Annotated in this window: 32 protein-coding genes; all 32 read left to right on the plus strand. The window is 34.3% G+C overall.

The features are described 5' to 3' along the window. Positions 1–280: 280 nt before the first annotated feature. The 32 genes from rpsL (at position 281) to rplQ (ending at position 17,559) form a co-directional block, all read left to right on the plus strand. A complete protein-coding gene (rpsL, locus tag G5V56_RS17845; protein WP_166967703.1) occupies positions 281–655 on the plus strand; it encodes a 30S ribosomal protein S12 in 375 nt (124 codons plus the stop codon). Positions 656–676: 21 nt separating this feature from the next. Continuing rightward, the gene (gene rpsG / locus G5V56_RS17850; RefSeq protein WP_166967705.1) at positions 677–1,153 is read left to right on the plus strand and encodes a 30S ribosomal protein S7; all 477 of its coding nucleotides are present in this window, start codon (positions 677–679) and stop codon (positions 1,151–1,153) included. Positions 1,154–1,159: 6 nt separating this feature from the next. After that, positions 1,160–3,286, plus strand: coding sequence for an elongation factor G (gene fusA, locus G5V56_RS17855; RefSeq protein WP_166967707.1), 2,127 nt, complete (start codon positions 1,160–1,162; stop codon positions 3,284–3,286). 11 nt (positions 3,287–3,297) lie between these two features. Continuing rightward, positions 3,298–3,603 carry a 30S ribosomal protein S10 gene (gene rpsJ, locus G5V56_RS17860; RefSeq protein ID WP_007650482.1) on the plus strand — a complete coding sequence of 102 codons (306 nt, stop codon included), beginning with the start codon at positions 3,298–3,300 and terminating at the stop codon, positions 3,601–3,603. A gap of 141 nt (positions 3,604–3,744) precedes the next feature. Next, on the plus strand, positions 3,745–4,362 hold the full coding sequence (gene rplC / locus G5V56_RS17865; protein WP_166967709.1) for a 50S ribosomal protein L3: 618 nt from the start codon (positions 3,745–3,747) through the stop codon (positions 4,360–4,362). Next, positions 4,362–4,991, plus strand: a complete 630-nt coding sequence (gene rplD, locus G5V56_RS17870) for a 50S ribosomal protein L4 (RefSeq protein ID WP_166967711.1) — start codon at positions 4,362–4,364, stop codon at positions 4,989–4,991. The genes rplC and rplD overlap by 1 nt, the downstream gene beginning before the upstream one ends. 7 nt (positions 4,992–4,998) lie before the next feature. Further along, positions 4,999–5,289, plus strand: coding sequence for a 50S ribosomal protein L23 (gene rplW, locus G5V56_RS17875; protein ID WP_166967713.1), 291 nt, complete (start codon positions 4,999–5,001; stop codon positions 5,287–5,289). 10 nt (positions 5,290–5,299) lie between these two features. Continuing rightward, entirely contained in the window at positions 5,300–6,124 is an 825-nt protein-coding gene (gene rplB / locus G5V56_RS17880) for a 50S ribosomal protein L2 (protein ID WP_166967715.1), read from the plus strand. A 3-nt stretch (positions 6,125–6,127) separates the two neighbouring features. Further along, positions 6,128–6,406, plus strand: a complete 279-nt coding sequence (rpsS, locus tag G5V56_RS17885) for a 30S ribosomal protein S19 (protein ID WP_044399704.1) — start codon at positions 6,128–6,130, stop codon at positions 6,404–6,406. 6 nt (positions 6,407–6,412) lie between these two features. Continuing rightward, the gene (rplV, locus tag G5V56_RS17890; RefSeq protein WP_166967717.1) at positions 6,413–6,820 is read left to right on the plus strand and encodes a 50S ribosomal protein L22; all 408 of its coding nucleotides are present in this window, start codon (positions 6,413–6,415) and stop codon (positions 6,818–6,820) included. A 9-nt stretch (positions 6,821–6,829) separates the two neighbouring features. Then, on the plus strand, positions 6,830–7,552 hold the full coding sequence (gene rpsC / locus G5V56_RS17895) for a 30S ribosomal protein S3 (protein ID WP_166967719.1): 723 nt from the start codon (positions 6,830–6,832) through the stop codon (positions 7,550–7,552). A 21-nt stretch (positions 7,553–7,573) separates the two neighbouring features. After that, positions 7,574–7,993, plus strand: a complete 420-nt coding sequence (gene rplP / locus G5V56_RS17900) for a 50S ribosomal protein L16 (RefSeq protein WP_166967721.1) — start codon at positions 7,574–7,576, stop codon at positions 7,991–7,993. Between the two features lie 13 nt (positions 7,994–8,006). Continuing rightward, entirely contained in the window at positions 8,007–8,198 is a 192-nt protein-coding gene (gene rpmC / locus G5V56_RS17905; RefSeq protein ID WP_019386275.1) for a 50S ribosomal protein L29, read from the plus strand. Between the two features lie 12 nt (positions 8,199–8,210). Beyond that, entirely contained in the window at positions 8,211–8,468 is a 258-nt protein-coding gene (gene rpsQ / locus G5V56_RS17910) for a 30S ribosomal protein S17 (protein ID WP_072399584.1), read from the plus strand. Positions 8,469–8,470: 2 nt separating this feature from the next. Beyond that, complete coding sequence (rplN, locus tag G5V56_RS17915) at positions 8,471–8,839, plus strand: 50S ribosomal protein L14 (RefSeq protein ID WP_166967723.1); 369 nt, start codon at positions 8,471–8,473, stop codon at positions 8,837–8,839. Positions 8,840–8,850: 11 nt separating this feature from the next. Further along, complete coding sequence (gene rplX, locus G5V56_RS17920; protein ID WP_166967725.1) at positions 8,851–9,162, plus strand: 50S ribosomal protein L24; 312 nt, start codon at positions 8,851–8,853, stop codon at positions 9,160–9,162. 2 nt (positions 9,163–9,164) lie between these two features. Beyond that, positions 9,165–9,716, plus strand: a complete 552-nt coding sequence (gene rplE, locus G5V56_RS17925; protein WP_166967727.1) for a 50S ribosomal protein L5 — start codon at positions 9,165–9,167, stop codon at positions 9,714–9,716. Between the two features lie 3 nt (positions 9,717–9,719). Continuing rightward, positions 9,720–9,989, plus strand: coding sequence for a 30S ribosomal protein S14 (rpsN, locus tag G5V56_RS17930; protein WP_166967728.1), 270 nt, complete (start codon positions 9,720–9,722; stop codon positions 9,987–9,989). Positions 9,990–10,057: 68 nt separating this feature from the next. Next, a complete protein-coding gene (gene rpsH, locus G5V56_RS17935) occupies positions 10,058–10,456 on the plus strand; it encodes a 30S ribosomal protein S8 (RefSeq protein ID WP_166967730.1) in 399 nt (132 codons plus the stop codon). Between the two features lie 11 nt (positions 10,457–10,467). Next, positions 10,468–11,010 (plus strand): 50S ribosomal protein L6, encoded by a 543-nt coding sequence (gene rplF / locus G5V56_RS17940; RefSeq protein WP_166967733.1) that lies wholly within the window; start codon positions 10,468–10,470, stop codon positions 11,008–11,010. Positions 11,011–11,020: 10 nt separating this feature from the next. Further along, positions 11,021–11,377, plus strand: a complete 357-nt coding sequence (gene rplR, locus G5V56_RS17945; protein ID WP_166967735.1) for a 50S ribosomal protein L18 — start codon at positions 11,021–11,023, stop codon at positions 11,375–11,377. 6 nt (positions 11,378–11,383) lie between these two features. Then, positions 11,384–11,908: a 30S ribosomal protein S5 gene (gene rpsE / locus G5V56_RS17950; RefSeq protein WP_166967737.1), complete on the plus strand. Its 525-nt coding sequence runs from the start codon at positions 11,384–11,386 to the stop codon at positions 11,906–11,908. 11 nt (positions 11,909–11,919) lie between these two features. Further along, positions 11,920–12,102, plus strand: a complete 183-nt coding sequence (rpmD, locus tag G5V56_RS17955) for a 50S ribosomal protein L30 (protein WP_166967739.1) — start codon at positions 11,920–11,922, stop codon at positions 12,100–12,102. Between the two features lie 14 nt (positions 12,103–12,116). After that, positions 12,117–12,569: a 50S ribosomal protein L15 gene (rplO, locus tag G5V56_RS17960; RefSeq protein ID WP_166967741.1), complete on the plus strand. Its 453-nt coding sequence runs from the start codon at positions 12,117–12,119 to the stop codon at positions 12,567–12,569. Positions 12,570–12,579: 10 nt separating this feature from the next. Beyond that, positions 12,580–13,926: a preprotein translocase subunit SecY gene (secY, locus tag G5V56_RS17965; RefSeq protein ID WP_166967742.1), complete on the plus strand. Its 1,347-nt coding sequence runs from the start codon at positions 12,580–12,582 to the stop codon at positions 13,924–13,926. Positions 13,927–13,937: 11 nt separating this feature from the next. Further along, positions 13,938–14,153, plus strand: coding sequence for a translation initiation factor IF-1 (infA, locus tag G5V56_RS17970; RefSeq protein WP_028289261.1), 216 nt, complete (start codon positions 13,938–13,940; stop codon positions 14,151–14,153). 7 nt (positions 14,154–14,160) lie between these two features. Further along, on the plus strand, positions 14,161–14,277 hold the full coding sequence (gene ykgO, locus G5V56_RS17975) for a type B 50S ribosomal protein L36 (RefSeq protein WP_010519235.1): 117 nt from the start codon (positions 14,161–14,163) through the stop codon (positions 14,275–14,277). Between the two features lie 2 nt (positions 14,278–14,279). Beyond that, positions 14,280–14,654: a 30S ribosomal protein S13 gene (rpsM, locus tag G5V56_RS17980; protein ID WP_166967744.1), complete on the plus strand. Its 375-nt coding sequence runs from the start codon at positions 14,280–14,282 to the stop codon at positions 14,652–14,654. A gap of 108 nt (positions 14,655–14,762) precedes the next feature. Beyond that, positions 14,763–15,146, plus strand: coding sequence for a 30S ribosomal protein S11 (gene rpsK / locus G5V56_RS17985; protein ID WP_166967746.1), 384 nt, complete (start codon positions 14,763–14,765; stop codon positions 15,144–15,146). A gap of 175 nt (positions 15,147–15,321) precedes the next feature. After that, on the plus strand, positions 15,322–15,927 hold the full coding sequence (gene rpsD / locus G5V56_RS17990) for a 30S ribosomal protein S4 (protein ID WP_166967748.1): 606 nt from the start codon (positions 15,322–15,324) through the stop codon (positions 15,925–15,927). A 97-nt stretch (positions 15,928–16,024) separates the two neighbouring features. Further along, on the plus strand, positions 16,025–17,017 hold the full coding sequence (locus G5V56_RS17995; protein WP_166967750.1) for a DNA-directed RNA polymerase subunit alpha: 993 nt from the start codon (positions 16,025–16,027) through the stop codon (positions 17,015–17,017). Between the two features lie 59 nt (positions 17,018–17,076). Further along, positions 17,077–17,559, plus strand: a complete 483-nt coding sequence (gene rplQ, locus G5V56_RS18000) for a 50S ribosomal protein L17 (protein WP_166967752.1) — start codon at positions 17,077–17,079, stop codon at positions 17,557–17,559. Positions 17,560–17,568 lie beyond the last annotated feature (9 nt).

Raw genomic sequence — 17,568 nt, forward strand, 5'->3', positions numbered from 1 at the left:
AAAACTAACGGAAAAACGCTACTTATAAAATAGGTTGTTGTGTAATTTTTAATTTCTGTTAAAATTGCAATAAATTTTAACTTTAATAATAGTCGTTAAAGCCCCAAATAATAAAGAATAAGCCGCTTTAATACGGATGTAAATTTAGGGATTACATAGCATCACTAAAAAATTATTGTCTATGTTGTGAAAATTAATCAATTAGGGTTTGAAAAATACTTTTTTATTTCTACATTTGCAGCCCTCTTAGAAGAGGTATTTAAAAAAACATATAAAATATATGCCAACAATTTCACAATTAGTAAGAACAGGAAGAGCCAAAATAACCAAGAAGAGTAAATCGGCTGCTTTAGATTCTTGTCCTCAAAGACGTGGAGTATGTACTCGTGTTTACACAACAACACCAAAAAAACCAAACTCAGCAATGCGTAAAGTTGCAAGGGTAAGGTTAACTAACGGTAACGAAGTAAACGCATACATTCCAGGTGAAGGACACAATCTACAAGAGCACTCGATAGTATTGGTTAGAGGAGGAAGGGTAAAAGATTTGCCAGGAGTTAGATATCACATCGTTCGTGGTGCTTTAGACACAGCAGGTGTTGCAGGTAGAACACAACGTAGATCTAAGTATGGTGCAAAACGCCCTAAGAAGTAATTTAAACTTTAAGAAGAAGACATGAGAAAAAGAGCAGCAAAAAAGAGACCGCTTTTACCAGATCCACGCTTTAACGACCAGTTAGTAACTCGTTTCGTTAATATGATGATGTGGGATGGAAAGAAGTCAGTAGCTTTTAAAGTATTCTATGATGCAATTGATATTGTAGAGTCTAAAAAAACTGACGAAGAAAAAACAGCATTAGAAACTTGGAAAGATGCCTTATCAAATGTGATGCCTCACGTAGAAGTAAGTAGTCGTCGTGTTGGGGGTGCAACATTTCAAATACCAATGCAAATACGTCCAGATCGTAAAGTTTCAACTGCAATGAAATGGTTAATTAGCTATTCGCGTAAAAGAAACGAAAAATCTATGGCGCAACGCTTAGCTTCAGAGATTTTAGCGGCAGCTAAAGAAGAAGGAGCAGCAGTTAAGAAACGAGTGGATACTCATAAAATGGCAGAAGCTAATAAAGCATTCTCTCACTTTAGATTTTAATAAGAAATGGCAAGAGATTTAAGATTAACAAGAAATATAGGAATTGCGGCTCATATTGATGCTGGTAAAACAACAACAACAGAGCGCGTACTTTATTATACGGGAGTTTCTCATAAAATTGGAGAAGTACATGATGGTGCTGCAACAATGGACTGGATGGAGCAAGAGCAAGAACGTGGTATTACTATTACGTCTGCAGCTACAACATGCGAATGGGTATTTCCAAGAGTTGATGGCTTACCAACAGATGATTCACAAAGCTATCATTTTAATATTATTGATACTCCTGGTCACGTAGATTTTACGGTTGAAGTAAACCGTTCATTACGTGTATTAGATGGTTTAGTGTTTTTATTTAGTGCAGTTGATGGCGTTGAGCCTCAATCTGAAACTAACTGGAGACTAGCTGATAACTATAAAGTGCCTCGTATTGGTTTTGTAAATAAAATGGACCGTCAAGGTGCAAACTTTATGAATGTATGCCAACAGGTTAAAGATATGTTAGGGTCTAACGCTGTGCCAATTGTTATGAACATTGGTGACGAGATAGATTTTAAAGGTATCGTTGACTTAGTAAAAAACCGTGCTATTATTTGGCATGACGAAACACAAGGAGCTACGTTTGATGTTATTGATATTCCAGAAGAATTAAAAGCAGAAGCCGCTGAATTAAGAGGTAAACTTATTGAAGAAGTTGCTGCTTATGATGAGAATCTGCTAGAAAAATATATGGAAGATGAAGACTCTATTACAGAAGATGAAGTGCATGCTGCACTTAGAGCCGCTGTAATGGATATGTCTATTATTCCAATGATTTGTGGTTCAGCCTTCAAAAATAAAGGGGTTCAGTTCTTATTAGATGCTGTATGTCGTTATTTGCCTTCTCCAATGGATAGAGAAAGTGTTATAGGTATCAATCCAGATACAGAAAAAGAAGAAAGACGTAAACCAGACGTAAAAGAGCCATTTGCAGCTTTAGCATTTAAAATTGCAACAGATCCTTTTGTTGGTCGTTTGGCATTCTTTAGAGCTTATTCAGGTCGTTTAGATGCAGGATCTTACATTTTGAACAACCGTTCAGGAAAAAAAGAGCGTATCTCTCGTATATACCAAATGCACTCAAATAAGCAAAATGCTATCGATTTTATTGAAGCAGGAGATATTGGAGCAGCAGTAGGGTTTAAAGACATTAAGACAGGTGATACTATGTCTGATGAGAAACATCCAATTGTTTTAGAGTCAATGAATTTCCCTGATCCAGTAATTGGTATTGCTGTTGAGCCTAAAACGAAAGCAGATGTTGATAAATTAGGCATGGCTTTATCTAAACTTGCTGAAGAAGATCCAACATTTACTGTTAGAACAGATGAAGCGTCAGGACAGACTATTATTTCTGGAATGGGTGAGCTTCACTTAGATATTATTGTTGATCGTTTACGTCGCGAATTTAAAGTGGAAGTAAATCAAGGTCAACCACAAGTAGAGTACAAAGAAGCTATTACACGTAAAGCAGATCACAGAGAAGTTTACAAAAAACAATCTGGAGGTCGTGGTAAATTTGCCGATATCGTATTTACATTAGAGCCTGCTGAAGAAGGAAAAGTAGGTTTAGAATTTGTTTCTGAAATTAAAGGTGGTAACGTTCCTAAAGAATTTATCCCTTCAATTGAAAAAGGATTTAAAATGGCAATGGTCAATGGTCCATTGGCAGGATACGAAGTAGATGCTATGAAAGTAACATTGAAAGATGGATCTTACCATGATGTCGATTCTGATCAATTATCATTCGAATTAGCTGCAAAATTAGGTTTTAAAGCTGCTGCTAAAGCTGCTAAAGCTGTAATCATGGAGCCTATTATGAAACTTGAGGTAATTACTCCTGAAGAAAACATGGGTGATATTGTAGGAGACTTGAACCGTCGCAGAGGACAAGTAAGTGATATGGGAGATAGAGCTGGAGCGAAAACAGTAAAAGCTACCGTGCCATTATCAGAAATGTTTGGTTATGTAACCACATTAAGAACATTATCTTCTGGTAGAGCAACATCAACTATGGAATTTTCACACTATGCTGAAACACCATCAAATATATCTGAAGAAGTAATAAAAGCAGCTAAAGGCATTGAAGCTTAAAATTTAAGGAAATGAGTCAAAAAATCAGAATAAAATTAAAGTCTTACGATCATAACTTAGTTGATAAATCAGCAGATAAGATTGTAAAAACAGTAAAAAGTACAGGTGCTGTTGTAACGGGTCCAATTCCATTGCCAACTCACAAGAAAATTTTTACTGTATTACGTTCTCCACACGTTAATAAAAAGTCTAGAGAACAATTTCAATTAAGTTCTTACAAGAGATTACTTGATATTTATAGCTCTTCATCAAAAACGATTGATGCGTTGATGAAGCTTGAATTACCAAGTGGTGTTGAAGTAGAGATTAAAGTATAATTTGTTATTCCTGCGAAGTCGGGAATCTCACATGTCCCACCGATGTGGTCGCGGGAAAAACGGTAAAAATACATTCAGGGTTGAAAGTATTTTGACCCTGAATTTTTTTAAATAAATAAGTAATAAATTAAATAAATAATTATGTCTGGGTTAATTGGAAAAAAAATCGGTATGACCAGCATCTTTGATGACAACGGAAAGAACATTCCTTGTACAGTAATCGAAGCTGGACCATGTATCGTTACCCAAGTCAGAACTGAAGAAGTTGACGGCTACAAAGCTGTTCAATTAGGTTTCGATGACGCGACAGAAAAAAGTGCTACTAAAGCTGATCAAGGTCACGCTAAAAAAGCAGGAACTTCTGTAAAACGCAAAATCGTAGAATTCAAAGGTTTTGAGGAGGAGTACAAATTAGGTGATGCTATCACTGTTGAGCACTTTATAGAAGGTGAATTTGTTGATATCTCTGGGATATCAAAAGGAAAAGGTTTTCAGGGCGTTGTTAAGCGTCATGGTTTCGGTGGTGTAGGTCAAGCTACTCACGGTCAACATAACCGTTTAAGAGCACCGGGATCTATTGGAGCTGCTTCATATCCTGCAAGAGTTTTCAAAGGAATGAAAATGGCCGGAAGAATGGGTGGTGATAAAGTTAAAGTTGAAAATTTAAGAGTTTTAAAAGTAGTTGCTGAAAAGAACTTACTGGTTGTAAAAGGGTGTGTACCTGGACACAAAAATTCTTATGTAATTATTAGAAAATAATGAAAGTAGCAGTTTTAGATATAAACGGAAAAGACACAGGTAGAAAGGCAGACCTTTCTAATGATGTGTTTGCTATTGAGCCTAATAATCACGCAGTATATTTGGATGTTAAACAATATTTAGCAAACCAAAGGCAAGGAACTCACAAATCTAAGGAAAGAGCTGAGATTTCTGGTAGTACACGTAAGATTAAAAAGCAAAAAGGAACTGGTACTGCAAGAGCAGGTAGTATTAAGTCTGGTGTATTTAAAGGTGGTGGTCGTATGTTCGGTCCAAGACCTAGAAATTACAGTTTCAAACTTAATAAAAGTTTAAAGCGTTTAGCACGTAAATCAGCGCTAAGTATTAAAGCCGGAGAAAAGTCAATTGTAGTTATGGAAGACTTCAATTTTGATGCTCCAAAAACCAAAAATTTTACTGCGGTTTTAAAGGCATTAAGCTTAGAAAACAAAAAATCTCTCTTTGTGTTGGGAGCGTCAAATAATAATGTATATTTGTCGTCACGCAATTTAAAAGGGTCTGAAGTTATAACTAATTCAGAATTAAGCACTTATAAGATTTTAAATGCAAATCAAATTGTGCTTTTAGAGAGCTCTTTAGAAGGAATTGAATCGAATTTAAGTAAATAAGAAACAAATGAATATCTTAATTAAACCGATAATCACAGAAAAAGCAACTGCAAGTAGTGAGTTAAGAAACTGCTATACATTTGCTGTGAATACAAAGGCGAACAAGGTGGAAATTAAAAAAGCGGTTGAAGCTGCTTATGGTGTTTCTGTTGAAAAAGTTCGTACTATAAATGTCCGTCCAGATAGAAGAACCCGTTATACAAAAACAGGTATTCAACATGGTAAAACAAATGCTGTTAAAAAAGCAATTGTACAACTGGCGGAAGGTGAAATGATTGATTTATACAGTAACATGTAATTAGACAAAAATGTCAGTAAGAAAATTAAAACCAATCACACCAGGACAGCGATTTAGAGTAGTAAATGGATTTGACGCCATAACTACTGATAAGCCGGAGAAAAGTTTATTAGCTCCGAATAAAAAGTCTGGTGGTAGAAACAGTCAAGGAAAAATGACCATGCGCTATTTAGGTGGAGGTCATAAAAGAAAGTATCGTATTATCGATTTTAAACGTAACAAAGCTGGAATTCCAGCAGAAGTTAAGTCTATTGAATATGATCCAAACAGAACTGCTTTTATAGCCTTATTGAATTATCAAGATGGCGAAAAAAGGTACATAATTGCGCAAAATGGTTTAAAAGTTGGGCAAACTGTTGTATCTGGAGAGAATGTTGCTCCAGAAATAGGAAATGCCATGCCATTAAGTCAAATTCCTCTAGGAACTATAATTTCTTGTGTAGAGTTAAGACCAGGACAAGGAGCTGTTATGGCTCGTAGTGCAGGGGCTTTTGCTCAGTTAATGGCAAGAGATGGAAAATTTGCATCAATTAAATTACCATCTGGTGAAACTCGATTGATATTAGCAAATTGTTTAGCAACCGTTGGAGTGGTATCAAATTCAGATCATCAATTGTTAGTATCTGGTAAAGCAGGTAGAACAAGATGGTTAGGAAGACGACCACGTACTAGACCAGTAGTTATGAATCCAGTCGATCATCCAATGGGTGGTGGTGAAGGTAAATCTTCAGGAGGACATCCACGTTCTAGAAACGGAATCCCAGCTAAAGGATACAGAACCCGTTCTAAAAAGAATGCAAGTAATAAATATATTGTAGAACGTAGAAAGAAATAAGACATGGCAAGATCATTAAAAAAAGGACCTTACGTTCATTATAAATTAGAGAAAAAAGTAGCTGTAAATGTTGAAGCTAACAAAAAAACAGTAATCAAAACTTGGTCAAGAGCCAGTATGATTACTCCAGATTTTGTTGGTCAAACAATAGCAGTTCACAATGGCCGTCAATTTGTACCAGTGTATGTAACAGAAAACATGGTAGGTCATAAATTAGGAGAATTTTCACCAACAAGATCATTTAGAGGTCACGCAGGTGCAAAAAATAAAGGTAAAAAATAGTAAGCAATGGGAAGTCGTAAAAAACAAATGGCGGACGCTATTAAGGAAGGGAAAAAGCAAATTGCTTTTGCTAAACTTAACAATTGTCCTACATCACCAAGAAAAATGCGTTTAGTAGCTGATTTAGTAAGAGGCGAACGCGTAGAGAAAGCGCTTAGTATTTTGAAATTTAGTCAAAAAGAAGCTTCATCTAAATTAGAAAAATTGTTGTTATCAGCAATTGCTAACTGGCAATCTAAAAATGAAGAGGCAAATATTGAAGAAGCCGAATTAATAGTACAAGAGATTAGAGTTGATGGTGGCGCAATGTTAAAAAGATTACGCCCAGCACCTCAAGGTCGCGCACACAGAATTAGAAAACGTTCTAACCACGTAACAATTGTAGTTGGAGCTAACAATAACACACAAAGCTAAGATAGAAGTATGGGACAAAAAACAAATCCAATCGGAAATCGCTTAGGAATTATCAGAGGATGGGAATCTAACTGGTACGGAGGTAATGACTATGGAGATAAGCTTGCCGAAGACGATAAAATTAGAAAATACGTACATGTACGTTTATCTAAAGCTAGTGTAAGTAGAGTAATTATTGAGAGAACTTTAAAGCTTGTAACCGTTACTATCACAACGGCTCGTCCAGGTATCATTATTGGTAAAGGCGGTCAAGAGGTAGACAAGTTAAAAGAAGAGCTTAAGAAAATTACTGGTAAAGAAGTTCAGATTAATATTTTTGAAATTAAAAGACCTGAACTTGATGCATTTTTAGTAGGATCAAGTATTGCTCGTCAAATAGAAAATAGAATTTCTTACAGACGTGCGATAAAAATGGCTATTGCTGCTACAATGCGTATGAATGCTGAAGGAATTAAAATCCAAATTAGTGGTCGTTTAAATGGAGCTGAAATGGCGCGTAGCGAACACTATAAAGAAGGACGTATTCCTTTATCAACTTTTAGAGCCGATATTGATTATGCTTTAGTTGAGGCACATACTACTTATGGTAGATTAGGTGTTAAAGTATGGATCATGAAGGGTGAAGTATATGGTAAAAGAGAACTTTCTCCTCTTGTTGGATTGTCCAAAAAGCAAGGAAAAGGTGGAGCCGGAGGACGTGGTGGAAATTCAAAACCTCGTCGTAGAAAGTAATTTTTTATAAAGTAAAGAAAAATGTTACAGCCTAAAAGAACAAAATTTCGTAAACAGCAAAAAGGACGTATGAAAGGTCTTTCTCAAAGAGGACACCAACTTTCAAACGGAACTTTTGGAATAAAATCATTAGACTCAGATTTTTTAACATCGCGTCAAATTGAAGCAGCTCGTATTGCCGCTACACGTTATATGAAAAGAGAAGGGCAACTTTGGATTAAAATATTTCCAGATAAGCCTATCACAAAGAAACCTCTTGAAGTACGTATGGGTAAAGGTAAAGGTGCCGTTGAATATTGGGTAGCAGTTGTTAAACCAGGAAGAATACTTTTTGAAGTAGGAGGAGTGCCGTTAGATATTGCTAAAGAAGCTTTACGTTTAGCCGCTCAAAAATTACCTGTAAAAACTAAGTTTATAATCGCTAGAGATTACGAAGCATAATTTATTTGATATTATGAAACAATCAGAAATTAAAGAATTATCTGTAGCTGAGTTGCAAGAGAAACTTAGTGAAACCAAAAAGAGTTATTCAGACCTAAAATTAGCTCATGCAATATCTCCTTTAGAAAATCCAATTCAGTTACGTTCAATAAGACGAACTGTAGCTAGAATTGCAACAGAATTAACTAAAAGAGAATTACAATAATTCTGCTATAAGATGGAAACAAGAAATTTAAGAAAAGAACGTATAGGAGTTGTTACCAGTAACAAAATGCAAAAATCAATTGTAGTTGCTGAGGTTAAAAAAGTAAAACATCCTATGTATGGAAAATTCGTGTTAAAAACGAAAAAATACGTTGCACACGATGAAACAAACGATTGTAACATTGGTGATACTGTAAAGATCATGGAAACAAGACCTTTAAGTAAATCTAAATGTTGGAGATTAGTTGAAATAATAGAAAGAGCTAAGTAATTATGGTACAACAAGAATCAAGACTTAAGGTAGCAGATAACACTGGAGCAAAAGAAGTATTAACAATACGTGTTCTAGGTGGTACTAAAAGAAGATACGCTTCTGTAGGAGACAAAATAGTAGTTTCTGTAAAAGACGCAACACCTAATGGAAACATTAAAAAAGGTGCTGTTTCTACAGCAGTAGTTGTACGTACTTTAAAAGAAGTAAGAAGACCAGACGGATCTTATATAAGATTTGACGACAATGCTTGTGTACTTTTAAATCCGCAAGGAGAAATGAGAGGAACACGTGTATTTGGTCCTGTTGCTAGAGAACTTCGTGATAAACAATTCATGAAAATTGTATCATTAGCACCAGAAGTGCTTTAATGACTAATAAGATGACAAAGTTTAAAATAAAATCAGGAGATACCGTAAAAGTAATTGCTGGAGACCATAAAGGATCTGAAGGTAAAGTGCAAAAGGTATTATTAGATAAAAACAAAGCCATTGTTGAAGGTGTAAATGTTGTAAAAAAACATACAAAGCCAAGTGCTCAAAACCCTCAAGGTGGTATTGTAGAGAAAGAAGCTCCTATTCATGTTTCTAACTTATCGTTGTTAACCGCGAAAGGTGAGACAACTAGAGTTGGATACAGAATGGAAGGCGATAAGAAAGTAAGATTTTCAACAAAATCAAATGAAGTAATATAGTTATGGCATATTCACCTAGACTTAAAGAAGAGTATAAAAGCAAAGTAATTGCATCTCTTACAGACGAATTTGGTTATAGTAATGTAATGCAAGTACCAAAACTTAAAAAGATAGTAGTATCTAAGGGTGTTGGTGCAGCTGTTGCAGATAAAAAGTTAATTGACTATGCTGTAGAAGAGTTAACAACTATAACTGGGCAAAAAGCTATATCAACAATATCTAAAAAGGATGTTGCATCATTTAAACTTCGTAAAGGGATGCCAATTGGCGCAAAAGTAACTTTACGTGGAGATAGAATGTATGAGTTTTTAGACAGATTGGTTACTACTGCTTTACCTCGTGTAAGAGATTTTAACGGAATAAAAGCAACAGGTTTTGATGGAAGAGGTAATTACAATTTAGGTATTACCGAACAAATTATCTTCCCAGAGATTAATATTGATAAAGTCAATAAAATCTCAGGTATGGATATTACATTTGTAACCTCTGCTGAAACAGATAAAGAAGCAAAATCATTATTAACCGAATTAGGATTACCTTTTCAAAAGAATTAAGATATGGCTAAAGAATCAATGAAAGCCCGTGAGGTAAAAAGAGCTAAAACAGTAGCTAAGTATGCTGAAAAACGTAAAGCTTTAAAAGAAGCAGGCGATTATGAAGCATTACAAAAGTTGCCAAAAAACGCATCTCCTATTCGTATGCATAATAGATGTAAATTAACAGGAAGACCAAAAGGATATATCAGAACTTTTGGAATTTCTCGTGTTATGTTCAGAGAAATGGCCAATCAAGGGTTGATTCCTGGAGTAAGAAAAGCAAGTTGGTAATATTATATTAATAATCAGATTTAAGGTTCAACATAGGTTGAAAACCAAAGTCGCAAAATCAATGCATTATGTACACAGATCCAATAGCGGATTATTTGACAAGAATTAGAAACGCAGTGCGTGCCAACCATAGAGTGGTTGAGATACCTGCATCTAATTTAAAAAAGGACATCACTAAAATATTATTCGAACAAGGATATATTTTAAGTTACAAGTTTGATGATTCCACAGTACAAGGAACTATTAAAATAGCTCTTAAGTACAATAAGGAAACAAAAGAGCCTGTAATCAAGAAGATTCAAAGAATAAGTAAACCAGGTTTACGTAAATACGCAAGTTCAAAAGAGCTTCCTAGAATTCTTAATGGTCTTGGTATTGCCATTGTTTCTACTTCTCATGGAGTAATGACAGGTAAACAAGCCAAAAGAGACAATGTAGGTGGAGAAGTATTGTGTTACGTTTACTAAAAAGATAAGACATGTCAAGAATAGGTAATAACCCAGTAGCAATTCCAGATGGAGTTACAGTTGATATCAAAGATGATATTGTTACAGTAAAAGGAAAATTAGGAGAACTAACTCAAAATTTTGATTCTGTAAATATTAAAGTTGAAGATGGCAATGTTTTAGTAACACGTTCTTCTGATTCAAAAGACCAAAAAGCAAAACATGGTCTTTACAGATCTTTAATGCTTAACATGATTGAAGGTGTATCTAAAGGATGGACTAAAGAATTAGAGTTAGTAGGAGTAGGGTATAGAGCTAGTAACCAAGGTCAGAAATTGGAATTAGCGTTAGGTTTTTCTCATAATATTGTTATGGATTTAGCTCCAGAAGTTAAAGTAGAAACAGTAACTGAGAAAGGTAAAAACCCAATCATTAAATTAACATCACACGACAAACAACTTGTAGGACAAGTTGCAGCGAAAATCCGTGGTTTTAGAAGACCAGAACCTTACAAAGGAAAAGGAATTAAGTTTGTTGGTGAAGTATTAAGAAGAAAAGCAGGTAAATCAGCTTAATAAGTAAGTTATGGCATTAACAAAATTCGAAAGAAGAATAAGAATCAAAAACAGAATTCGTAAGATAGTTTCTGGAACAGAAGCTAGACCAAGATTAACTGTTTTTAGAAGTAATAAAGAAATTTATGCTCAAATAGTTGATGATGTATCTGGTAAAACAATCAGTGCAGCATCTTCAAGAGATAAAGACATTAGTTCTGCAAAAGTTAACAAATCAGAAGCTGCTACGTTAGTAGGAAAAGCTATTGCTGAAAAAGCTTTAAAAGCAGGTGTAGAAACTATCTCTTTTGATAGAGGTGGATATTTATATCATGGTAGAGTAAAATCATTAGCTGAAGGAGCTAGAGAAGCAGGACTTAAATTCTAAGAAATTATGTATCGAAAATACAAAAGCGCAGAGTTAGTAAAACCAGGTGGATTAGATCTTAAAGATCGTTTAGTTGGTGTACAAAGAGTTACAAAAGTAACTAAAGGTGGTAGAGCATTCGGTTTTTCAGCAATTGTGGTAGTTGGTGATGAAGCTGGTGTTGTAGGACAAGGTTTAGGAAAATCTAAAGATGTGGCGAGTGCAATTGCAAAAGCCATTGAAGATGCAAAGAAAAATCTTGTTAGAATTCCTATATTAAAAGGGACCTTGCCACACGAGCAAAAAGGTAAATACGGTGGAGCTAGAGTAAATATTATTCCTGCTGCTCCTGGTACAGGAGTTATTGCTGGTGGAGCTGTAAGAACAGTACTTGAAGCCGTTGGGGTTCATGATGTATTGTCAAAATCTCAAGGATCTTCAAATCCTCACAATGTTGTAAAAGCTACATTTGATGCTTTATTACAATTAAGAGATGCAAGAACTATAGCTACAGATAGAGGAATTACACTTGAAAAAGTTTTTAACGCATAATCAAGATAGAGATGGCAAAGATAAAAGTAACTAAAGTTAAAAGCGCAATCAATCGTACTCAAAGACAAAAAAGAACTTTAGAGTCTCTTGGTCTTAGAAAGATTGGTCAAGTTGTTGAGCATGAAGCTACATCAAGTATACTTGGTATGGTAAGTAAAGTAAATCACTTAGTTTCTGTTGAAGAAATTAAATAACAATAAATACTGAAATGGATTTAAGTAATTTAAAACCTGCAGAAGGTTCAGTTAAAAATCAAGGAAAAAGAATAGGTAGAGGACAAGGTTCTGGTAAAGGTGGTACTGCTACACGTGGTCACAAAGGAGCTAAATCTCGTTCTGGTTATTCTAAAAAGATAGGTTTTGAAGGTGGTCAGATGCCGCTTCAAAGACGTGTTCCTAAATTTGGTTTTACTAACATTAACCGTGTGGAATATCAAGGTGTGAATTTAGATACCTTACAACAATTGGTTGATGATAAGAAAATTAAGGATACAGTTGATTTTGAAACCTTATTCTCTCTAGGATTAGTTGGGAAAAATGATTTGGTTAAAATCATGGGAAGAGGTGAATTAAAGGCTAAATTAAAAGTATCTGCTCATAAGTTTACAGCAACTGCAAAAGCTGCAATAGAAGCTGCTGGTGGTGAAGTTGTAACTTTATAAGATATTATATATGAAATTTATAGAGTCAATAAAGAATGTTTGGAAAATAGAGGAGCTAAGAAACCGAATCATTATTACAGTAGGTTTACTTTTAGTTTATCGTTTTGGAGCACAGGTAACCTTACCTGGCATTGATGAAGCGCAACTACAAGGTTTAGCTAGTAGTACTGATTCTGGCTTACTTGGATTGCTTAACGCTTTTACAGGTGGTGCTTTTGCAAAAGCATCAGTATTTGCCCTTGGTATTATGCCTTACATTTCTGCTTCTATTGTAGTTCAGTTAATGGGAATTGCAATTCCTTATTTACAAAAGCTACAAAAAGAGGGCGCTAGTGGTCAAAAGAAAATCAATCAAATTACACGTTGGTTGACTATTGCTATCTGTTTGTTGCAAGCACCAGGTTATTTAGCAAGCTTACCAGCTTTAGGAATACCTCAAAGTGCATTTTTACTAGGGACTGGCCCATTGTTTTATTTCTCTTCAATTACTATATTGGTAACAGGAACTATTTTTGCTATGTGGTTGGGAGAGAAAATTACCGATAAAGGTATTGGTAATGGTATTTCTCTTTTAATCATGGTAGGTATTATTGCGAGAATGCCGGCAGCGTTTATTCAAAATGCAGCCAATAGATTAGAAGGTAATAATGTGATGCTTATTCTTTTTGAAATGGTTATTTGGTTTGTGGTTATTTTAGCTTGTATATTATTAGTAATGGCAGTTAGAAAAATTGCAGTTCAATACGCTAGAAGAACAGCATCTGGAAGTTATGAAAAGAATATAGCAGCAGGTTCAAGACAGTACATACCATTAAAACTAAATGCATCTGGAGTTATGCCAATTATATTTGCTCAAGCTATTATGTTTGTGCCTGGTTTAATAGGTAGATCGTCGTTATTAAAAGAAACGGCAACAGGAATTTGGTTACAAACTAATTATGCAGATATTTTTGGACTGGCTTATAATATTACATTCGCTATATTAATTATAATATTTACATATTTTTATACTGCGATTACAGTGCCAACTAACAAAATGGCAGATGATTTAAAGCGTAGTGGAGGTTTTATTCCTGGTATTCGTCCGGGTTCAGAAACTTCAGAGTACTTAGATAAAATAATGTCGCAAATAACCTTACCGGGTTCTATATTCTTAGCACTTATAGCTGTGTTCCCAGCTTTAATAGTTAAAATTATGGGAGTGCAACAAGGTTGGGCGTTATTTTTTGGTGGAACATCATTAATAATTTTAGTAGGTGTAGCCATTGATACTATGCAACAAGTAAATTCATACTTGTTAAATAGACATTATGATGGCTTGATGAAAACTGGTAAAAATAGAAAAGCAATAGCTTAAATAGAGATACCATGGCAAAACAAGCAGCAATAGAACAAGACGGAACCATCATAGAAGCATTATCAAATGCAATGTTTCGTGTTGAATTAGAAAACGGTCATATTGTGACAGCGCATATCTCTGGTAAGATGCGTATGCATTATATAAAATTATTACCAGGGGATAAAGTAAAATTAGAAATGAGTCCTTATGATTTGTCTAAGGCTCGAATAACTTATAGATACTAATACGACGATGAAAGTAAGAGCATCAATTAAAAAGAGAAGTGCAGATTGCAAAATCGTGCGCAGAAAAGGAAGACTTTACGTAATAAATAAAAAGAATCCTAGATTCAAACAAAGACAAGGGTAGTTATGGCAAGAATTGCAGGTGTAGACATACCAAAAAACAAAAGAGGAGTTATTTCCTTAACTTATATCTATGGGATAGGTAGAAGTAGAGCAAAAGAAATTTTAGCATCAGCTAAGGTTGATGAAAGCATTAAAGTTCAAGATTGGACTGATGATCAAATTGGGCACATTCGTGAAGCTGTTTCATCCTTTACTATAGAGGGAGAATTGCGTTCTGAAACTCAATTAAGCATTAAGCGATTAATGGACATAGGTTGTTACAGAGGAATTCGTCATAGAGCGGGTCTTCCGTTAAGAGGACAACGCACTAAAAACAACTCTAGAACCAGAAAAGGTAGAAGAAAAACTGTTGCTAACAAGAAAAAAGCAACTAAGTAATAATTAGAAATTTAGTCTTTAGTAATTAGACGTTGGAAGGAATCTGTTTGAAATTATAAAGGTTTAGGATTCTAGCGACTATCAACTAACAACTAAGAACTAGAAAATATGGCAAAGACAAGTACAAAAAAACGTAAAGTTATTGTAGATGCTGTTGGTGAAGCGCATGTTACTGCTTCTTTTAACAACATCATTATTTCACTTACCAATAAAAAAGGCGATGTTATTTCATGGTCTTCAGCTGGTAAAATGGGATTTAGAGGTTCTAAGAAAAACACTCCTTATGCTGCTCAATTAGCTGCAGAAGACGCTTCAAAAGTAGCTCAAGAAGCTGGCTTAAAGAAAGTAAAAGTGTACGTTAAAGGACCAGGAAATGGTAGAGAATCTGCTATTCGTTCTATTCATAATGCAGGTATAGAAGTAACAGAAATTATCGATGTTACCCCATTACCACATAATGGTTGTAGACCTCCAAAACGTAGAAGAGTTTAGTTTACACAACTATTAAAAATTAATATCAACTTAATATACAGTTGGTATTAATTTTTATGTGTAAATTTGCAGACTGAAAAAAAAATAATTAACAAGTATCAACAAGAGATCAACGATTATCGAAGGATAAGATTAAGACCTTAATTCATAATCACTCTTAAAACAACAATTTAAAATGGCAAGATATACTGGTCCTAAAACTAAAATAGCTCGTAAATTTGGTGAGGCTATTTTTGGAGAAGATAAATCTTTTGAAAAAAGAAATTATCCTCCAGGTCAACACGGTGCAAATAAACGTCGTGGAAAAAAATCTGAATATGCTATCCAATTAATGGAAAAGCAAAAAGCAAAATACACGTATGGTGTACTAGAGCGTCAATTCAGAAATATGTTTAAAAGCGCAAGAGCTGCTCAAGGAATTACAGGTGAGGTGTTATTACAACTTTGCGAATCTAGATTAGATAATGTAGTTTTTAGAATGGGTATAGCTCCTTCTAGAAGTGGTGCTAGACAATTAGTTTCTCACAGACATATTACGGTAAATGGTGAATTGGTAAACATTCCATCATACCAATTAAAAGCAGGAGATGTTGTAGCTGTAAGAGAGAAATCGAAATCATTAGAAGCTATTGAAAGATCATTGTCAAATTCCAATCATGTATATGAGTGGATTACATGGAATAATGAAACTAAACAAGGAACTTACGTTTCTGTGCCTTCTAGACTTCAAATTCCAGAAAACATTAATGAGCAATTCATTGTCGAATTATATTCTAAATAATAAATTAACAATATTGGTATTTAGCTAAAGGGTTTATTCGTACTTCTTCAAACTTATAAACCGCGCAACTAAATAACAATTAAAACGAAGAAAAAGTATGGCAGTATTTAATTTCCAAAAGCCGGATAAAGTAATCATGATTGATTCTACCGATTTTGAAGGTAAATTTGAATTTAGACCTTTAGAACCTGGTTATGGCTTAACAGTAGGAAATGCTTTAAGAAGAGTTTTATTATCTTCTTTAGAAGGATTTGCAATTACATCGGTTAGAATAGAAGGTGTAGATCATGAATTTTCTGCAATTTCGGGTGTTGTAGAAGATGTTACAGAAATTATTTTAAATTTAAAACAAGTACGTTTTAAAAGACAAATTGAAGATATAGACAATGAATCTATTTCTATTTCAATTTCTGGACAAGAACAAATTACAGCTGGTGATTTCCAAAAATTTATTTCAGGATTTCAAGTTTTAAATTCAGAATTAGTAATCTGTAATTTAGATCCTAAAGTGAGTTTAAACATGGAAATAACTATTGAAAAAGGTAGAGGATACGTTCCTGCTGAAGAAAATCATAAAGCTTCTGCACCAATAGGAACTATTTTTACTGACTCTATTTATACGCCTATAAAAAACGTAAAATATAGTATTGAAAACTATCGTGTTGAGCAAAAAACTGATTATGAAAAATTAGTTTTTGAAATCATCACAGATGGATCAATTACACCTCAAGATGCTTTAACCGAAGCTGCAAAAACATTAATTCACCATTTCATGTTATTCTCAGACGAGAGAATTACTTTAGAAGCTGATGAAATTGCACAAACAGAAACTTATGATGAAGAATCGCTTCATATGAGACAATTGCTTAAAACTAAGTTAATTGATATGGATTTATCTGTACGTGCATTAAATTGTTTAAAAGCGGCAGAAGTTGATACATTAGGAGACTTAGTATCATTCAATAAAAACGACTTGATGAAGTTCCGTAATTTTGGTAAAAAATCTTTAACTGAGCTTGAAGAGCTTGTAATTGTTAAAGGTCTTAACTTCGGAATGGATTTAAGTAAATATAAATTAGATAAAGATTAATTAATCATATTTTGCTCCTCGCACGTCGAGTTTGGTAGCAAGATGATAAAACAAATGTCATGAGACACGGAAAAAAAATAAATCACTTAGGCAGACAAACTGCTCACAGAAAATCAATGTTAGCTAATATGGCATGTTCATTAATAGAGCATAAACGTATTAACACAACAGTTGCTAAAGCAAAAGCTTTAAAACAATTTGTTGAGCCAATGATTACTAAGTCTAAAGAAGATACAACTCACAACAGACGTATTGTAATGTCTCGCTTAAGACAAAAAGAAGCAGTAGCAGAATTATTTAGAGATGTAGCTGCTAAGGTTGCAGACAGACCAGGAGGTTATACAAGAATTATTAAACTTGGAAATCGTTTGGGTGATAACGCTGATATGGCTATGATTGAGCTTGTAGATTATAACGAAATCTACAACGCAGGTAAAGCTAAGAAGAAAACAACTAGAAGAAGTAGAAGAGGTGGAAGTAAAACTGAAACACCAGCAGCTCCAGTTGTAGAGCCAAAAGCAACCAATGATGAAGAAGAATAAAAATAAATA

The sequence above is a fragment of the Yeosuana marina genome, from assembly GCF_011762485.1.
GTDB classification, from domain to species: domain Bacteria; phylum Bacteroidota; class Bacteroidia; order Flavobacteriales; family Flavobacteriaceae; genus Yeosuana; species Yeosuana marina.